This window comes from Aminobacter carboxidus (assembly GCF_014863355.1).
GTDB lineage: Bacteria > Pseudomonadota > Alphaproteobacteria > Rhizobiales > Rhizobiaceae > Aminobacter > Aminobacter carboxidus.
Genome location: NZ_JACZEP010000002.1, coordinates 827,718 through 844,556 on the forward strand (window position 1 = coordinate 827,718; position 16,839 = coordinate 844,556).

Annotated in this window: 15 protein-coding genes; 11 read left to right on the plus strand and 4 right to left on the minus strand. The window is 63.8% G+C overall.

Annotated elements, in window-relative coordinates:
* Position 1 precedes the first annotated feature (1 nt).
* The 8 genes from IHE39_RS11780 to IHE39_RS11815 all read left to right on the plus strand — a co-directional run bounded on the left by IHE39_RS11780 (position 2) and on the right by IHE39_RS11815 (position 8,708).
* A complete protein-coding gene (locus IHE39_RS11780; protein ID WP_192566556.1) occupies positions 2-1,132 on the plus strand; it encodes an ABC transporter ATP-binding protein in 1,131 nt (376 codons plus the stop codon).
* Positions 1,133-1,231: 99 nt separating this feature from the next.
* Complete coding sequence (locus tag IHE39_RS11785; RefSeq protein ID WP_192566557.1) at positions 1,232-2,359, plus strand: ABC transporter substrate-binding protein; 1,128 nt, start codon at positions 1,232-1,234, stop codon at positions 2,357-2,359.
* A 67-nt stretch (positions 2,360-2,426) separates the two neighbouring features.
* Positions 2,427-3,569, plus strand: a complete 1,143-nt coding sequence (locus IHE39_RS11790) for an ABC transporter substrate-binding protein (protein WP_192566558.1) — start codon at positions 2,427-2,429, stop codon at positions 3,567-3,569.
* Positions 3,570-3,662: 93 nt separating this feature from the next.
* Positions 3,663-4,469, plus strand: coding sequence for an HAD family hydrolase (locus IHE39_RS11795; protein ID WP_184772397.1), 807 nt, complete (start codon positions 3,663-3,665; stop codon positions 4,467-4,469).
* Positions 4,466-5,317 (plus strand): inositol monophosphatase family protein, encoded by an 852-nt coding sequence (locus IHE39_RS11800; RefSeq protein ID WP_184772395.1) that lies wholly within the window; start codon positions 4,466-4,468, stop codon positions 5,315-5,317. Before IHE39_RS11795 ends, IHE39_RS11800 begins: the two co-directional genes overlap by 4 nt.
* A 142-nt stretch (positions 5,318-5,459) precedes the next feature.
* Entirely contained in the window at positions 5,460-6,284 is an 825-nt protein-coding gene (locus tag IHE39_RS11805) for an inositol monophosphatase family protein (RefSeq protein WP_192566559.1), read from the plus strand.
* A 37-nt stretch (positions 6,285-6,321) separates the two neighbouring features.
* Positions 6,322-6,954 (plus strand): dual specificity protein phosphatase family protein, encoded by a 633-nt coding sequence (locus IHE39_RS11810; RefSeq protein ID WP_192566560.1) that lies wholly within the window; start codon positions 6,322-6,324, stop codon positions 6,952-6,954.
* Positions 6,955-6,983: 29 nt separating this feature from the next.
* A complete protein-coding gene (locus tag IHE39_RS11815; protein WP_192566561.1) occupies positions 6,984-8,708 on the plus strand; it encodes a metallophosphoesterase family protein in 1,725 nt (574 codons plus the stop codon).
* On the opposite strand, the gene IHE39_RS11820 is transcribed toward IHE39_RS11815, so the two are convergent.
* Both IHE39_RS11820 and IHE39_RS11825 read right to left on the minus strand, forming a co-directional pair.
* Complete coding sequence (locus IHE39_RS11820; protein WP_192566562.1) at positions 8,666-9,757, minus strand: LacI family DNA-binding transcriptional regulator; 1,092 nt, start codon at positions 9,755-9,757, stop codon at positions 8,666-8,668. The genes IHE39_RS11815 and IHE39_RS11820 overlap by 43 nt on opposite strands.
* 135 nt (positions 9,758-9,892) lie before the next feature.
* Entirely contained in the window at positions 9,893-10,384 is a 492-nt protein-coding gene (locus tag IHE39_RS11825) for an NUDIX hydrolase (protein ID WP_184772385.1), read from the minus strand.
* A 197-nt stretch (positions 10,385-10,581) separates the two neighbouring features.
* Here IHE39_RS11825 and IHE39_RS11830 point away from each other — a divergent pair, with 197 nt between their 5' ends.
* From IHE39_RS11830 to IHE39_RS11840, 3 genes are read left to right on the plus strand one after another with little or no spacing between them, the layout of a single operon-like run.
* Entirely contained in the window at positions 10,582-11,607 is a 1,026-nt protein-coding gene (locus IHE39_RS11830; RefSeq protein ID WP_184772383.1) for an ABC transporter substrate-binding protein, read from the plus strand.
* Positions 11,608-11,610: 3 nt separating this feature from the next.
* A complete protein-coding gene (locus IHE39_RS11835) occupies positions 11,611-13,866 on the plus strand; it encodes an ABC transporter permease (protein WP_192566563.1) in 2,256 nt (751 codons plus the stop codon).
* Complete coding sequence (locus IHE39_RS11840) at positions 13,866-14,936, plus strand: ABC transporter ATP-binding protein (protein WP_184772379.1); 1,071 nt, start codon at positions 13,866-13,868, stop codon at positions 14,934-14,936. The genes IHE39_RS11835 and IHE39_RS11840 overlap by 1 nt, the downstream gene beginning before the upstream one ends.
* A gap of 573 nt (positions 14,937-15,509) precedes the next feature.
* On the opposite strand, the gene IHE39_RS11845 is transcribed toward IHE39_RS11840, so the two are convergent.
* Both IHE39_RS11845 and IHE39_RS11850 read right to left on the minus strand, forming a co-directional pair.
* Complete coding sequence (locus IHE39_RS11845; RefSeq protein ID WP_184772377.1) at positions 15,510-15,800, minus strand: GIY-YIG nuclease family protein; 291 nt, start codon at positions 15,798-15,800, stop codon at positions 15,510-15,512.
* 593 nt (positions 15,801-16,393) lie between these two features.
* Positions 16,394-16,834, minus strand: a complete 441-nt coding sequence (locus IHE39_RS11850) for a VTT domain-containing protein (protein WP_192566564.1) — start codon at positions 16,832-16,834, stop codon at positions 16,394-16,396.
* Positions 16,835-16,839 lie beyond the last annotated feature (5 nt).

Genomic DNA, 16,839 nt, shown 5'->3' on the forward strand with positions numbered 1-16,839 from the left:
CATGCCGAAGATCAACCTGAGCGGCGTCGAGAAGAACTATGGCGGCAACTCCGCCAATGCGGTGGCCGATCTCGACCTCGAAATCGGCGACGGCGAATTCATGTGCCTGCTGGGACCTTCCGGCTGCGGCAAGACGACGACATTGCGCATGATCGCCGGGCTGGAGCACCTGACGGCAGGCGAAATCCGCGTCGGCCCGAAGCTGGTCGACTCCGTCGTCGAAGGCGTGTTCGTGCCGCCGGAACGGCGCGAGATGGGGCTGGTGTTCCAGAGCTATGCGCTGTGGCCGCATCTGACCATCGAGCGCAACACCGATTTCGGCCTCAGGCTGCGCAAGATGCCCAAGGCCGAGCGCGAACAGCGTGTCGACCAGGTGATGAAGACGCTCGGCATCGAAAAGTACCGCGACCGCTATCCCTCGCAGCTTTCGGGCGGCCAGCAGCAGCGCGTCGCACTGGCCCGCATGCTGGCGGTCAATCCCGAGGTGCTGCTGCTCGACGAGCCGCTGTCCAACCTCGACGCCGCACTCCGGCTCGAAATGCGCGCCGAACTCAAGCGGCTGCATGCAGAGTTCAAGACCACCATCGTGTTCGTCACCCACGACCAGTGGGAGGCAATGACGCTGGCCACCACCATCGCCGTGATGAGCGAAGGGCAGTTGCAGCAGGTCGGCACGCCCAACGACATCTATGACCGTCCGGCCAACCGTTTCGTCGCGCAGTTCGTCGGCAACCCGCCGATCAACATCGTCGAACTCGGCGACGCCAAATCCGAGCTGTCACGGCTGGCCAATGCCTATCTCGGCTCACGCTTTGCCGAGCTGCGCGACGCCGGTTCGATCGGCATCCGTCCGGAAGCTCTCAGGCTGGCCGACGCCGAGCGCGGCGTCGCCGAAGGGGCGCTGTCTGGCGAGGCCGAGGTGACGGGCATCTTGCCGACCGGCGGCAGCTGGATCATCGAGCTGACCGCCTCAGGCGAAAAGCTGTTTTTGACCACGCACCAGTCGCCGGAAATCGAGGTCGGCGATGCCGTGACCTGGTGGGCCAAATCAAAGGCGCTGCATGTCTTCGACAAGGCGGGCCAGCGCCTGGAGGCGGCGGACCGGCTGATGCGGCCGACCAAGCTGCACTGACAGGTTCGGCGGGCGGTGGAGGACCGCCCGGCGGGAAGAAGCAGGACACTCGGGAACGAGACGGCCGGCATGACGCCGGCCCGACAGAGGGAGGAAAAGATGAGCAGACATTGCGATGTGAAACGGCTCCTGGCAGCAACGGCACTTGGCGTCGCTGCGGGCCTGTTTGCCGGGGCCGCGCAGGCCGAGGAGTTCGACCTCAACGCGCTGATCGAGGCGGCCAAGAAAGAGCCGCCGATCGCAGTCTATTCGAGCACCGGCAAGATCGTGAAGCAGGCCGAGGCCTTCACCAAGAAATACGGCGTGCAGGCGACGGGCACCAAGGCCAATGCCGCGGCACAGCTCGAAATGGTGATCCGCGAAGGCCAGGCCAAGAACGTCCAGGGCGATGTCATCCAGATCAGCGACGTGCCGGCGGGTGTGGCGCAGCTGGTGCCGCAGGGCTTCGTCGAGAGCTGGCTGCCGCCGGATCTCGCCGCCAAGATCCCGGCGCAGTACCAGAACCCGCTGACCGTCTCCAACGAAGCCAATGTCTTTGCCTACAATACCGAGCTCAATCAGAGCTGCCCGGTCAAGAACATCTGGGAGCTGACGGAGGCCAAGTGGAAGGGCAAGCTCGCCATGCAGGACCCGCTCAACAAGGCGTCCTATGTCGACTGGTTCAACCAGATGGCGACCAACGCCGACGACAAGGTGGCGGCGGCCTACAAGGACTATTACGGCAAGGATCTCGAAGCGGGCGAGGACGGCGCCACCGGTGCCTGGGTCAAGGCGCTGGCCGCCAACGGCCCGCTGCTCACCGACGCCGACGAGGCAGCCGCACAGGCAGTCGGAGCACCCGACCAGAAGGAGCAGTTCATCGGCCTGATCAGCTCGGCCAAGTTCCGCAACAACCAGGATGTCGGTTCCAAGCTTGGCCTGTGCACCGACCTGAAGCCCTTCGCCGGCTGGATGTATCCGAGCCTCGGCTTCATCGCCAAGGGCACCGACAGCCCGAATGCGGCCAAGCTGTTCATCCACTACCTGATGACCGACGAGGGCATCGCCCCGCAGGCTGCCGACGGCAAGATGTCGACCAACAGCGATGCCAAGCTGCCTGACGACGAGCCCTCGGGCATCGGCAAGGTGCTTGACCAGATCTTCCCCTACGACTCGGCGTCGGCCCAGAGCGACTGGGACGCGCGCCAGGATTGGCAGGACCTCTGGCGCATCAACTACAAGAAATGACGCTTGCGACTGCCGCGCCCGGCAACAATGTCGGGCGCGTTTCAGCCGGATTTTTGGGGAGGAAACGATGAAACCGGCACTTGGAACGAGCAGGAATTTTGCACTGGCAACGACGGCGCTGGCCACCATGATGACGGCTGCCTTGATGGCATCGGCGCCGGCGCGCGCCGAGGCCTTCGACCTCAATGCGCTGGTCGAGGCGGCGAAAAAGGAAGCGCCGATCAACATCTATGACAGCACCGGCAAGATCGTTGAAATGGCCGAGAACTTCACCGCCAAATACGGGGTGAAGGCGACCGGCATCAAGGTGTCGGCGAGCGCGCAGCTCGAGATGATCATCCGCGAGGGCCAGGCCAAGAACGTCAAGGGCGACGTGGTGCTGATCACCGACGCGCCGGCCGGCCTGGCGCAGCTTCTGCCGCAGAAGTTCGTCGAGAGTTATCTGCCGCCAGACATGGCCGACAAGATCCCGGTCAAGTTCCAGAACCCGCTGGCGATCACCACCAATGCCTCGGTCTGGGCCTACAACACCGAGGTCTACAGCGCCTGCCCGATCAAGAACATCTGGGAGCTGACCGAGCCGAAGTGGAAAGGCAAGGTCGCCTTCTACGATCCGCTGTCGAAGGGCACCTATCCCGACTGGTTCAACCAGACCGCGACCCATGACGACGACAAGATGAAGGCCGCCTACAAGGCGCTGTTCGGCAAGGACATCGAGGTCGGCGAAGACAGCGCCACGGCAGCCTGGGTCAAGGGCTTTGCCGGCAACGCGCCACTGCTTGCCGACGCCGACGACGCGATCTCGGAAGCGGTGGGCGCGCCGGGCCAGAAGGAGCCGTTCTTCGGGCTGATGAGCTCGGCCAAGTTCCGCGACAATGCCGACAAGGGCTTCAAGCTCGGGCTTTGCGAAGGGCTCGATCCCTGGCCGGGCTGGACCTATGTCAAGCTCGGGCTGATCGCCACCGGCACCAAGAGCCCGAATGCGGCCAAGCTGTTCATCCACTACATCCTGACCGAAGAAGGCATCGCCCCGCAGGTGAAGGACGGCAAGCTGCCGACCAACCCTGACATCGGCCTGCCCGCCGACGAGCCCTCCGGCATCGGCAAGGTGCTGGACAGGCTGCAGCAATACGACGCCTCGACGGCGCTCGCAGACTGGGATGCGCGCCAGGATTGGCAGGACCTCTGGCGCGTCGCCTACAAGAAATAGCTTTCCGGTGGACTGGGACGGAGCCTTTCTCCTTCGGCTCCGTCCACTTTTTTCCACCGTACGACTTTGCACCTGGTGACTTGGAGATTTTGAATGACTGCAACCTCGGCGAGGCAACTCGCGGCTCCCAAGGCACTGCTGCTCGATTTCGGCGGCGTCATCGTGTCGACCACGCATCTGCCGGGTTGGCAGGAACGGCTGGGAGGGTATGTGCGCGGCCTGCTCGACAGGGCCGGCGTTGCAGCGCCCGAGCTTTCGGTCGAACAGATCACCGACGACATCAAGGCTGCCGCCATCGCCGACTCGCACTGGAAGGATGCGATGTCGCGGCCATTGGCGCCGCGCGAACTGAGGCATGAGGAGTTCTGGGGCGACTTTGTCGCCGGCGACTGGCCGCGACAGGCGCGAGACGTGGTTGTGACCGAAGCCTATGATCTCTGCCGCAAGATGGGCAACTGGAAGAGCGAACGCGTGCTGCGCAAGGGCATGCTCGACCTGTTCGATGCCGCCGACGCGGCAGGCGTGCCGGTCGGCATCGTCAGCAATGCCTTGTGCGGGCAGGTCCATCTCGACTTCCTCGACGCGCACGGGCTGACCGCCCGGTTTGCCACCATCATCCACAGCGACGAGGTCAAGCTGCGCAAGCCCAACCCGGAGATGATCTGGCTGGCGACGCGGGCGCTCGGTGTCGAAGCAGGCGAGGCCTGGTATGTCGGCGACAATTTCGACCGCGACGTGCTGTGCGGCAAACGCGCCGGCATCGGCGGCAACATCTTGATGGAAGCCAAGGGCACCTACGACCTGCCCTATGAATTGAAGCTCAAGCCCGATGCCATCGTCGCCGACCCGGTCGGGCTGCTCGGTCTTTTCCATCAAGCCACACGCGGGATCGCGGCATGACTGGCATCGAGGAGTCCAGGCGCCTGAGAACGGTCGCCGAACAGGCGGCGCAGCTGATGCGCGCCCCGCTGCTGGCGGCATTCCGCTCCAACATGGCAGTCGACTACAAGGTCGATCTGCATGATGTGGTGACCCGATACGACAAGGAAGCGGAAGTGGCGATCCGCGCCTTCATCCTGGGCGAGGTGCCCGGTTCCGTGGTGATTGGCGAGGAGGCCGGCGAAAGCGGTGCCGGCCGGGTGCGCTGGTATGTCGATCCGATCGACGGCACCTCCAACTTCGCCCGAGGCTTTGCCTTCTGGTGCGTCTCGGTCGGCGTGGCGATCGATGGCGAGGTCGTTGCCGGTGCGGTCTACGACCCGGTCGCCGGCATGCTGTTTTCGGCCGACCTGACCGGCGCTTGGCTGAACGGCGAACCGTTGCGCTCGCGCGCCATCGCAGACGAGCGCCACGCGACGTTGATCACGGGCTACCCTGTGGCGCGCGACTTCCGGCTCGACGGCCACGAGCAGACGCTGGCCAATTTCGGCGAGCTGGTCGAGACATTTTCGACATTGCGCCGGCCAGGCAGCGGCGCGCTCAGCCTGTGCCATGTCGCTGCCGGCTGGGTCGATGCCTCGGCCGGGTTTGGCAGCAACCCGTGGGACGTCGCGGCGGCGGTACTCATCCTCAAACAGGCCGGGGGCAGCTATCACCCTTTGACGCTTGGCAAGGTCGCCACCGATACAAGCGACTTCATGTGCCCGGGCTACGTCGCATTGGGCGAAGGCGCCGACTATCCCTCGCTGATGCGGGTGGCGCGGCGGATCTCCTGCGGTCGCGATGCCCGCGCGCGAGACGCGGCATGACGAAAGAACGCGTGTGCATCCCTACGACATTGCTGGCTGCACCAGGTTCCAGGAAGTGCCGAAACATTATTCGACTTAATGCGTTGACGATTTTGCACACCTGTGCAATTTGAGATCAACAGATATCACAGGCGGCATAAAAATGACGGTTCACGCGACAGCCACCAAAGCGACTGATGAAACCGGCCTCGACCGGCGCGCAGCATTCTGCCGCGATATCGCACGTTCGGCGGGTGCGGTGGCGCTTGACGGCTTCACCAACCGGGTGGCCGGCTTCGGCATGAAGGGGCCGCAGGATTTCCTGACCGAGACGGATGCGGCGGTGGAGCGGCACCTCAAGGCGCGCATCGCCGAAGAATTCCCCGAGGATGGCTTTCTCGGCGAGGAGGGCGGCGGCGCCATCAAGTCGGACATCTGGGTCGTCGATCCGATCGACGGCACGGCGAACTTCGCCCGTGACATTCCGCATTTCTGCATTTCGATCGCCTTCGTCAGCAATGGCGAGACCGAGATCGGCGCGATCTACAATCCGGTGCTGGACGAGCTGTATTTCGCTCGTCGCGGGCATGGTGGAACCCGCAACGGCAAGGCCCTGTCGGTTGCCGGGACAAGCGATTTCGATGCCGCCTGCGTCGAGTTCGGCTGGTCGAACCGCAAGACCAACAAGCGCTATCTCGAAGTGCTGTCCAACATCCTCGAGCGCGGCGCCAATGTGCGCCGTGGCGCGTCGGGCGCGCTGGGCCTCGCTTATGTCGCCGATGGCCGCTCGGACGCCTATGCCGAATTGCACATGCATGCCTGGGACTGCCTCGCCGGGCTGCTGATGGTCAAGGAAGCAGGCGGCGTCGTCGCTCCCTTCCTGTCGCTCGGCGGGCTGACCAAGGGCGGCGCGGTGCTGGCGGCGGCACCTGGCGTGGCGCTTGGCATGAGCGAGGCGACCGGCATCGCGCTCGAAGCCGGCAAGTGAATTTTTGAGACACCATCGAGCATCAAGGCCACCCAAATTGGACCGCACCAGCCCGCGATATGAGCGCCCGGCGCTCAGCCTGATCGAACGCGACATCGCCGGCTACGGCATCGACATCTATGTCGGCGGCATGGACGGCGCCGGCGACCTCGAACTGCTGAGGGAAAAAAACATCACCACGGTGGTGAACTGTGCCGTCAATCTCGACTTCAACTACGCCACCGAGCCGTTCGGCGAGGGCGAGGCGGCCGATGCCATCTACGGCGTCGGTGCCGTGCGCTACTACAAGCTCGGGCTGATCGATGGCCACGGCAATCCCGAGACGATGATGCTGTCGGGCTTCTACCTGCTGCGTGGGGCACTCAGCCAGGTGCTGCCTGACAAGGCCACCTACAGGCGGCGCGAGAAGGGCAATGTGCTGGTCAACTGCCGTGGCGGCCGCAGCCGTTCGGTATCGCTGGTCGCACTGTTCCTGCATGTCGAGATGCCCGAGAAATTCCCCACCCTCGACGCAGCCCTCGACCATGTGCGCACCAAGCGCGAGCTGCGCCGCGACGAATGGCACGAGGCGCCCAAGCCGATGCTGGTCGCAGCCGCCCGCAAGGCGGCGCAATGGATTGCCATGATCGACAAGGGATTGCCTGCACCTGCCCTTGTCCTCAACAACTGACGGCTCGGCCCGTTCGCAGCGAGAATGAAATGAAGATTGCCGTCATCGCCGACCCGCATTTCCACGACATCAACCACCGCCAAGGTGTCGGTGTCGGCGCAGGGGCGGCGATGCGGACGCTGGCCGATACGGCGGCCTCGACGCGGGTGTTCAACGAGAGCTTTCATGCGACCCGCGCGCTGCTCGACGACATCGTGCGGCGCGGCATTTTTCTTGTTATCGTTGCCGGCGACCTGACCGACGACGGCCAGCAATCGACGATGGCGGCGGCGACCGCGCTTCTCGACGACTACTCCAGGCGCTTCGGCCTGCGTTTTGTCGCCACACCAGGCAATCACGATCTCTATGCCATCCATGGCCGCCACCAGAGCAAGCGTTACCTCAACACTGATGGTTCGCACACGCTGGTGACGAGCGATCCGGCGATGCAGCAGGGAGGCTCCGTCGAACGCATCGTCTCGGACGAGATGTATTGCGGCGGCTACGGCACGGCGATCCCGGCGCTGGGCGCCTATGGCTTCTTCCGGCGCGACGGCGACCTGCACTGGGAGTGCCCGTTCGGGACCGACGACAGGCTGGAGCTACGCAGCTTCGAGATCGTTTCCGCTGATGGGCAGACCATCAGGCGCATGATCGATGCCTCCTTCCTGGTCGAGCCGGTCGAAGGCATGTGGCTGCTGTCGATCGATGCCAATGTGTTCGAACCAAGGGATGGCGAGCTCGATCCGGCGTTGGAGAAAAGCTACCACGACAGCACCGATGCCGGCTGGAATTCGATGCTGCGCAACAAGGGTTTCGTGCTCGACTGGATGAAGGACGTGGCGGCCCGGGCGAAGGCGTCGGGCAAGCGGCTGATCGCGTTTTCGCATTATCCCGTCATCGATCCGCTCAACGGCACCTCGACCGACGAAGCCAGGCTGCTCAACGACACCAGCTTCCTGCGCCGCACGCCCAATCCAGAGGTTTCAAGGGTCGCTGCCGCGACCGGCATCAAGCTGCATTTCAGCGGCCACCTGCACATCAACGACACCGCCGTCTTCCGCGACGGTGACGATTTCCTCGTCAACATCGCCGTGCCGTCGATGGTCGGCTTTCCGCCTGCCTACAAGATCGTCGAGTTTGACGGCGAGCGCCTGGATGTCGAGACCATCACCATCGCCGATGTGCCCTGTTATGACGCGGCGTTTGCCCACTACCGCATCGAGGCGGCAAGGGATGGCGTCTCGGCTGCCGTCACCGAAGCGACCAGCCATGCCGACTTCCTCAGCCGGCACCTCACTGAAATGGTGCGCCACCGCTACCTGCCCAAGGAGTGGCCGCAGGATCTGGCTCGTCTGGTGCCGCAGCTGACCCTTGGCGACCTCGATGCCTTCGCCGCCACCTCCCGGCCGCTGTCCGTCGAGGATGCCGGGGCCGTGATCGGGTCCGCCCAGGATGAAGCAGGGACGATGGCTGCGTTGGCGCTGTTCGAGGTGATCGTCGACTGGTACCGGCTGCGCAAGGGCAGGGAGGTCGCGCTCGACTTCATCGATCCGGCGCGCATCGCTGCCTATCGCCTGACAGCGCAGCGATACGCCGCCGGCTCATGGCCGCAGGGCAGCCTGCAGGATCGTTTCGGTTCGTTCATGCGCATGATGATGGACTGGCTCGACAGCCAGCCGTCGCGTGATTTCTCCGTCGACCTCGCCACCGGCGAGGTAACGTCAAGGGATCATTTGGGCCGCACGGTGCGGCGCCAGACCGGAGCAGCGTGAAAGCAGATGCGGCTGCCACTGACGCCGCCCGAGCCACTGACGCCGCCCGAGCCGCTGACAACGTCCGGGCCGTTGTGAACGTCCGGGCCGTTGTGAACGGCCGAATTGTCGCTGTCGAGCAAAGTCGTGATGTGTTCGGCGATCTGGGCGATCGGCTGGCGGAAGGTGGTCAACTGATAAGACGCCCAGCTCGCCTGCTCGATGTCGTCAAAGCCGACGACGCAGAGATCAGCCGGCACGTTCATGCCGAATTCGACACGCGCCGCATCCATGAAGCCGCAGGCGAGCAGGTCGGTGACGCAGAAGGCGGCGTCGGGCCGGTCCGAGCCGCTGAGCAGCAGCCGTCCGGCTTCGAAGCCGGCACCATAGCCGGTCGGGCCGGCGCGGGTGATGGAGACGGCGAGGCCCGCTTCCTGTGCCGCTTGCTCGAAACCGCGCTCGCGCGCCACCAGGCTCGGTGTGCCGGCCTGCGATGAAACGACCGCGATACGGCGGCAGCCGGCGCGATGCAGCATGTGGAAGGCTTCGCGGGCCGCGACCGTATTGTCGACGGTGATGCTTTCGGGGCCGTCGAGATGGTCGTCGCGGTTGATCAGGATGACGTGCTGGCCGCTGTTGATGCAGGTGTTGATCAGCGACGCCGGCGGCGTGCCCGACAAGACGACGGTGGCATTGGCGCGGTAGTTGAGCGTCTGGCGCAGGGCGGCCTCGGCGCTGTCGCTGTCACCCGAGGTGTTGATGACCATGGCCACGCGGTTGATCGCCTGCAGACGCCGCGTGATCGCGTCGAGCAGGCGCGAATGATAGGGCGTGTTGAGGTCGGCGCCGATCAGGCAGACGATGCCGCTGTCTTCATGGATCAGGCTGCGGGCGAGATGATTGACGTGGTAGCCGAGCTGCTCGGCTGCTTCCAGCACCTTCTTGCGGGTGGTTTCCGAAACGCTGGCGCCATCGGTAAAGGTGCGCGACACCGCCGAGCGCGACACGCCGGCCAGCTCCGCCACCTGCTGTGCGCTGACGAATGACCTGCCCGGCTTCATTTCGGACATTGCACAGCTCCGGTTTGGTCACGCGGCGAACCGCTTCGCAAGCGTTGCACAAATGTGCAACGCCCTGTCCCTGATACAATCGGATTGTCATGTCTGCAATGCTTGAGCTGCAATCTTGCAGGGCCGTGGGCGCGCCTAGGATGCCGCTTCGGCCATGGCCTCGACCGGCGGCATGGCATCTCCAACCGACAGGGTGCGGATGAGGGTGGCAAGCTCGGGCTCGTCGATCAGCACGGCGGCATCGGCCGGCGTCAGCCAGGCGCGTTGGCGGGCGCCAGCCTCCTGCCAGGCCTCGAGTTCCTCGCTGACTTCGACGAGATAGGCGGTGACCACGACATGGACGAAGCTCGTCGACAGCCGTTTCCAGTAGCAGTAGCTGCCGGCCGGCTTTTTCAGCGCCTTGCCGCGCACGCCCGCCTCTTCGCGTGCCTCGATCAGCGCGGCCTGGCGCCCGCTCTTGCCCTTCATCGGCCAGCCCTTGGGGACGATGAAACGACGCGTGCCGCGCGAGGTGACAAGCATGACCTCGAGTTCGCCCCGGCCATTCAGCCGGAACGGAATGGCCGCAACCTGGGCGATGATCTCGCCGTTGCTCGCCTTGCGGATGGTCTTCTTGTCCTTCGGCATTTTCGCCCGTTCATTCCTTTTGTCGGTACTAAAGCACTGTCGGCTTCGATTGTATCACCTTGGCCCGTTTGGGTTCATGACGCTTAAGATAGTGCAATGAACACGATTGCAAAATGCGTAAAAAGCACTCACTCTGCAAGTGACCAAAGCGACAACAGATCGTTAGACGGCGAATAATTGTGTGGAGGAATCGAAATATGAAAACTGCCCTTTTGCGTTCGGCCGCGCTGGCCGGGTTGATGATGGCCGGCGGCGCGTCGGCGCATGCTGAAAGCCTGACGCTCTATTGCAGCGCCGACGAGGCCTGGTGCCAGCAGATCAAGACCGGATTCGAGGAAAAGACCGGCATCACCGTCGACATGACCCGCAAGAGCTCGGGCGAGACCTATGCCCAGGTGCGCGCCGAAGCGAGCAATCCCAAGGGCGACGTCTGGTGGGGCGGCACCGGTGACCCGCATCTGCAGGCAGCCGAGGAGAACCTGACCGAGGAATACATGTCGCCGATGCGCGGCGAGCTGCACGACTGGGCGATCAAGCAGGCCGAGGCCGCCGGCAACAAGACCATCGGCGTCTATTCTGGCGCGCTCGGCTTCGGCTACAATAAGGACCTGCTGGCCAAGAACGGTCTGCCCGAGCCGAAATGCTGGGCCGATCTGGCCAAGGCCGAATACAAGGGCCAGATCCAGATCGCCAACCCGAACTCGTCCGGTACCGCCTACACGACGCTGGCAACGATGGTGCAGCTGATGGGCGAGGACAAGGGCTTCGAATACATGAAGGCCCTGCACAAGAACATCAACCAGTACACCAAGTCGGGCTCGGCGCCGATCAAGGCCGCGGGCCTCGGTGAAACCACCATCGGCATCGTGTTCATGCACGACGCGGTGGCGCAGACGGCGGCGGGCTTCCCGATCGTCACTGTCGCACCGTGCGAAGGCACCGGTTACGAGATCGGCTCGATGTCGCTGATCAAGGGCGCCCGCAATGTCGAGGCGGCCAAGAAGTTCTACGACTGGGCGCTGTCGGCGGAGATGCAGGGCAAGGCCAAGGACGTCAAGTCGTTCCAGCTGCCGTCGAACAAGGCGGCGACCGTGTCCGAGCTGACGCCCGACCTGTCGACGATCAAGCTGATCGACTACGACTTCAAGAAGTACGGTTCGAGCGAAGAGCGCAAGCGGCTGCTTGGCAAATGGGACACGGAGGTCTCCTCGCTGCCGCAATAATCCATGCGCTCCCGCGACCTGAGCGGCCGCCTGCATCCGACCGTCGTCCTGTGGATGGTGGTCGGATTGCTCGGCTTTGCCGTGCTGCCCTGGTATGGCGTCGAAGACGGGTTCTTCGGCTTGTCCTGGCTGTTTGAGGGTTATCCGCTCGACAGCGAGTTCGCACCGGCCCTGGTGCTCAATCTCAAGGGCGAAAAGCTGTGGCTCGCGCCGCTCGGCCTGTTGCTGGCGGCGCCGTTGCTGTTGTGGGGGCGGAAAAAGTCCGACCCGCTGTTTGGCAAGCTGCTCGTGGCGATCGGTGCGGCGGGTTTTGCCTGGCTGTTGTTCCAGGGTTTTGCCATCGGCCTGCGCGGCTGGCAGTTCGGCTGGCTGCAAGGCCTGTTTGGCGATCTCGGCGACCGCCAGTTCGGCATGGGCTATGGCGCGCTTCTGGTCGGCCTCGCCTTCCTGTTCCTGTTTTCCCAAGGTCTTGCGGCGCGAGGCGCTGTCGGCGGCGACGTCTTCGTTGTGTCGACCATCGCGTTTGTGGTCGCGGCGGTCGGCCTGTTCATCTTCATGCCGATCCTGCAGATGCTGGCCAATGCGCTGATCACCGAAGACGGCAGCTATTCGCTGACGATCTTCCTTGGCAAGCTGTTCAGCGCCAGGCTGTGGAGCCTCGATTGCCTTGCCGGCGGCAGCCGCTGCGGCGTCGCCTGGAACTCGCTGTTTCTTGCCGTGCTCGTCGGCGTTTTGACGACGGTCCTTGGACTGGTCTTCGCGCTGATGGTCACCCGCACCGGATTCCGTCATGGCACCCTGCTCAGGGCGCTGACGGTGCTGCCGATCATCACGCCGCCCTTCGTCATCGGCCTCGCCATCATCTTGCTGTTTGGCCTGTCGGGTGCTGTGACGCAGACATTTTCGGAGCTGTTCGGCATCCAGCCGACGCGCTGGATCTACGGCCTGCCCGGCCTGCTGATCGCCCAGTTGCTCGCCTTCACCCCGATCGCCTTTCTGGTGCTGATCGGCGTCGTCGAGGGTGTCAGCCCGTCGATGGAGGAGGCGGCGCAGACCTTGCGCGCCAACCGCTGGCAGACCTTCTGGACGGTGTCGCTGCCCTTGATGCGGCCCGGCCTCGCCAACGCCTTCCTGCTCGGCTTCATCGAAAGCATGGCCGACTTCGGCAATCCGCTGGTGCTGGGCGGCAATTTCGACGTGCTGTCGACGGAGATATTCTTTGCCATCGTCGGCGCCCAGAACGACGAGGCGCAGGCGGCGATCCTGGCACTGGTGCTGCTCGCCTTCACGCTGCTTGCCTTCTACGCCCAGCGTTTCTGGCTCGGCAAGAAGTCCTACACGACGATGTCGGGCAAGGGCGATGCCGGCGTGCATCCGCAATTGCCGACGGCGCTCAAGCGCGCCGTCTACGGCATGGCCGGGTTCTGGGTCGCCTTTACCATCTTCGTCTACGCGACCATCTTCTACGGCAGTTTCGTCAAGCTGTGGGGCGTCGATCACAGCCTGACCTTCGCCCATTATGTGAAGGCCTTTGCCGTCGGCTGGAACGATTTCGGCATCCACTGGAAAGGCTCGGCCTGGAGTTCGTTCTGGACGACCTTGCAGATCGCGTTGATCTCGTCGCCGCTGACGGCAGCCATCGGCCTGCTCACCGCCTATCTCTTGGTGCGGCAGAACTTTGCCGGCAAGAATGCCTTCGAGTTCGGCACCATGCTGTCCTTTGCCATCCCCGGCACGGTGATCGGCGTGAGTTACGTGATTGCCTTCAACGTGCCGCCGATCGAGCTGACCGGCACCGGCATCATCCTTGTCTTGTCGTTCATCTTCCGCAACATGCCGGTGGGCGTGCGGGCAGGCGTGGCGTCGATGTCGCAGATCGACAAGAGCCTCGACGAGTCGTCACTGACGCTCGGCGCCAATTCCTGGCAGACGTTTTACCGGGTGGTGCTGCCGTTGCTCAGGCCGGCGATCGTTGCCGCACTGGTCTATTCCTTCGTCCGCGCCATGACGGCGATCAGCGCCATCATCTTTTTGGTCAGCGCCCGCTACGACATGTCGACCAGCTACATCGTCGGCCGTGTCGAAAACAACGAATATGGCATCGCGATTGCCTATTCGGCGGTGCTGATCGGCGTCATGCTGGCGGTGGTCGGACTGATGCAGCTTGTGGTCGGCCGCCGCAACATCGGCCGGCGCGGGCATGAGCTGTCACAGTCGCGCACCAATGTAAGCCAGCCGGCATTTTCGGGAGGTAGCTGATGATCAAGAGCAACGCCGCTTCGGTGGAGTTCCGCGCGGTCACCAAGGTCTACGGCAAGAGCCCGGTGCCGGCGGTCAACAACGTGTCGCTGTTTGTCGAGGCGGGCAAGCTGGTGACGCTGCTCGGGCCCTCCGGATGCGGCAAGACCACGACGCTGCGTATGATCGCCGGGCTGGAGATGGCGACGCGTGGACAGATCCTGATCGGCGGGGCCGATGTCACGCATCTGCCGGCGACCGACCGCGACGTGTCGATGGTGTTCCAGTCCTATGCGCTGTTTCCGCATATGACGGTCAATGAAAACGTCCAGTACGGGCTCAAGTTCTCCGGTTTCGCCAAGAAGGAGATCGGCGACCGCGCCCGTGCCGGGCTCGAACTTGTCGGCCTTGGCGGCTACGGCAGCCGCCTGCCGAGCGAATTGTCGGGCGGCCAGCAGCAACGCGTCGCGGTGGCGCGCGCGCTGGTGCTCGAGCCGCAGGTGCTGCTGTTCGACGAGCCACTGTCCAATCTCGACGCCAAGCTGAGGCGGCGGGTGCGCGAGGAAATCCGCGACATCCAGACCAAGCTCGGGCTGACGGTGGTCTATGTCACCCACGACCAGGAAGAGGCGCTGGCCGTCTCCGACCGCATCATCGTCATGAACAACGCCGTCATCGCCCAGGACGGCACGCCGCGCGAACTCTACGACGCGCCGGCCGACGCCTTCGTCGCCGACTTCATCGGCGAGGCCAACATCTTCGACTGCGAGATCGCCTCGGTCGAAGGCGGACTGGCCAATGTGCTGCTGGGCGGGCTCGAAACGAAGCTCGACGCGCGCGGCATGTCGCCGGGGCCGGCCAAGCTCGCGGTGCGGCCGAGCCGCATCGAGATCAAGCCGGCCGGCAGCCCACGCACCATACCGGGCCGGCTCGACAAGGTGACCTATGTCGGCTCCGACCTGGAGTTCATGGTCGGCACCGAGTTTGGCGAGGTCTTTGCCGTGTCGTCCGACGTCGATGCACCCTTTGTGCCGGGGCAGGATGTCGGGCTGGGATTTGCCGCGCGCGGTCCGGTGCTGATCAGGGCCTAGTTCTCGCTCCCGCCCGGGCTGCCGCTACCTCTCCCGCGCTCATGGTCCTGGTGTTTGGTGAAGCACGCAGGTGCCAGATGCGGAGGTGCCGCGCTCTGGACCGTTCTGGTTTCGCCCAAGTCGCGGCATGGATTGCCGACACTCTCCGCTCGTTTCACTCGCTCACGAGGCCGGGAATGACGGGTTGAGGGGTGCTGTTGCGATCAACCTTCAGCAGCCAGCCGCTTCGTTTTGGTTTTGCCGTCGGCAGATTTGTAATTCGCAGACGACGAACTTGGCAAGGCGTCCACCGCATCTCGTCATTCCCGACCTCGTGAGCGAGTGAAACGAGCGGAGAGTGTCGGGAAGGGGAGCCGTTGCGGTCAACCTTCGGCAACCAGCCACATCGTTTTGGTTTTGCCGTCGGCAGATTTGTAATTCGCAGACGACGAAACTTGGCAAAGGCGTCCACCGCATCTCGTCATTCCCGACCTCGTGAGCGAGTGAAACGAGCGGAGAGTGTCGGGAATCCATGCCGCGACCTAGGCGAAACCACAGCGGTCCAGATCAAGCGAGATGACCGAGACCAGCGCGTCACATCAAATGCCAGGCGATGTCCCGCCACTCTGGATTGCGCTCTTCGATCAGTTTGACCTTCCACGCCCGTGGCCATTTCTTCATCGCTTTCTCGCGGGCGATGGCGTCGACAACCAGGTCATACTCGTCGAACCAGACAAGCCGTATCGCGCCATAGCGGGCAGCAAACCTGGAGCCGGTCCCGGTCTGATGCTGGAGTAGGCGACCGGCAAGATCGGATGTCACGCCGATGTACAGCGTGCCGTTCTTCTGCGAGGCGAGGATGTAGACGTACCCCTTCCGTCCCATGGTGGAAGCTTAGCCGGACGTGAACAAGAAGCCAAATCCTGCACCGGCTTTGATTTTTCGGCGTCACGGCATGGATTCCCGACACTCTCCGCTCGTTTCACTCGCTCACGAGGTCGGGAATGACGGGTTGAGGGGTGCTCGTCCCAACGTCCTCATGGTGATGCTGTCTGACCTTGGATTCTCGGCCAGAGACCTCGTGGTTCGGCAGGCTCATAATGCGGCTACCGAGCCGTCTCCGCTGATCGTAGTGCAGGAAAATTAGGGGCCATTCTCCCCGCGATCCATCATTCCCGACACTCTCCGCTCGGTGGGCGCCTTTGCCAAGTTTCGACGTCTGCGAACTCCATTATCTGCCGCCGGCAAAACCAAAACGAAGTGGATGGTTGCTGTTGATCGCAACGGCTCCCCTTCCCGTCATTCCCGACCTCGTGAGCGAGTGAAACGAGCGGAGAGTGTCGGGAATCCATGCCGTGACAGTTGTGACATGATCGGAGGGTGGAGGTTCAGTTTCTTTCTCGGGGGTCCTCGGTCGGTCTGTGGAATACCAGAGAAAGCCCAAACACCGCGATGGAAACACCCACTGCGTTCCCGCGCTAGGAGACAAACCCCTGCGCGGCCGCCGCAACAGCGATGTAGCGGATGAGCTTGGCGATGCTGACCAACCCCAGAAAACTCCACAGCGGTTCCTTCAGCGTGCCGGCGATCAGCGTCAGCGGGTCGCCGATAACAGGCACCCAGGAGAGCAGCAGCGACCAGCGGCCATAGCGGCGGTACCAGTTTTCGGCGCGCTGCAGTGCTGGAGGGCCGACCGGAAACCAGCGGCGGTGCTTGAAGCGTTCGACCTGGCCGCCGATCAGCCAGTTCACCAGGGAGCCAAGCACGTTGCCAAAGGTGGCGACGGCAACGAGCAGGGCAATCGAATAGCCGCCATTGATGGTCAGCCCGGCAAGCAGGGCTTCGGACTGCGCCGGCAAAAGCGTCGCGGCGGCGAAGGCCGCGACGAAGAGGCCGCCATAGGCGGCGAGGCTGGTCACCGGAA

Excerpts from the sequence above, each read along its gene's own strand:
- IHE39_RS11800 (WP_184772395.1), top strand. The coding sequence starts at position 4,466 with ATGACTGGCATCGAGGAGTCCAGGCGCCTGAGAACGGTCGCCGAACAG.
- IHE39_RS11835 (WP_192566563.1), top strand. The coding sequence starts at position 11,611 with ATGCGCTCCCGCGACCTGAGCGGCCGCCTGCATCCGACCGTCGTCCTG.
- IHE39_RS11840 (WP_184772379.1), top strand. The coding sequence starts at position 13,866 with ATGATCAAGAGCAACGCCGCTTCGGTGGAGTTCCGCGCGGTCACCAAG.
- IHE39_RS11785 (WP_192566557.1), top strand. The coding sequence starts at position 1,232 with ATGAGCAGACATTGCGATGTGAAACGGCTCCTGGCAGCAACGGCACTT.
- IHE39_RS11830 (WP_184772383.1), top strand. The coding sequence starts at position 10,582 with ATGAAAACTGCCCTTTTGCGTTCGGCCGCGCTGGCCGGGTTGATGATG.
- IHE39_RS11790 (WP_192566558.1), top strand. The coding sequence starts at position 2,427 with ATGAAACCGGCACTTGGAACGAGCAGGAATTTTGCACTGGCAACGACG.
- IHE39_RS11815 (WP_192566561.1), top strand. The coding sequence starts at position 6,984 with ATGAAGATTGCCGTCATCGCCGACCCGCATTTCCACGACATCAACCAC.
- IHE39_RS11795 (WP_184772397.1), top strand. The coding sequence starts at position 3,663 with ATGACTGCAACCTCGGCGAGGCAACTCGCGGCTCCCAAGGCACTGCTG.
- IHE39_RS11780 (WP_192566556.1), top strand. The coding sequence starts at position 2 with ATGCCGAAGATCAACCTGAGCGGCGTCGAGAAGAACTATGGCGGCAAC.
- IHE39_RS11805 (WP_192566559.1), top strand. The coding sequence starts at position 5,460 with ATGACGGTTCACGCGACAGCCACCAAAGCGACTGATGAAACCGGCCTC.
- IHE39_RS11820 (WP_192566562.1), bottom strand. The coding sequence starts at position 9,757 with ATGTCCGAAATGAAGCCGGGCAGGTCATTCGTCAGCGCACAGCAGGTG.
- IHE39_RS11825 (WP_184772385.1), bottom strand. The coding sequence starts at position 10,384 with ATGCCGAAGGACAAGAAGACCATCCGCAAGGCGAGCAACGGCGAGATC.
- IHE39_RS11845 (WP_184772377.1), bottom strand. The coding sequence starts at position 15,800 with ATGGGACGGAAGGGGTACGTCTACATCCTCGCCTCGCAGAAGAACGGC.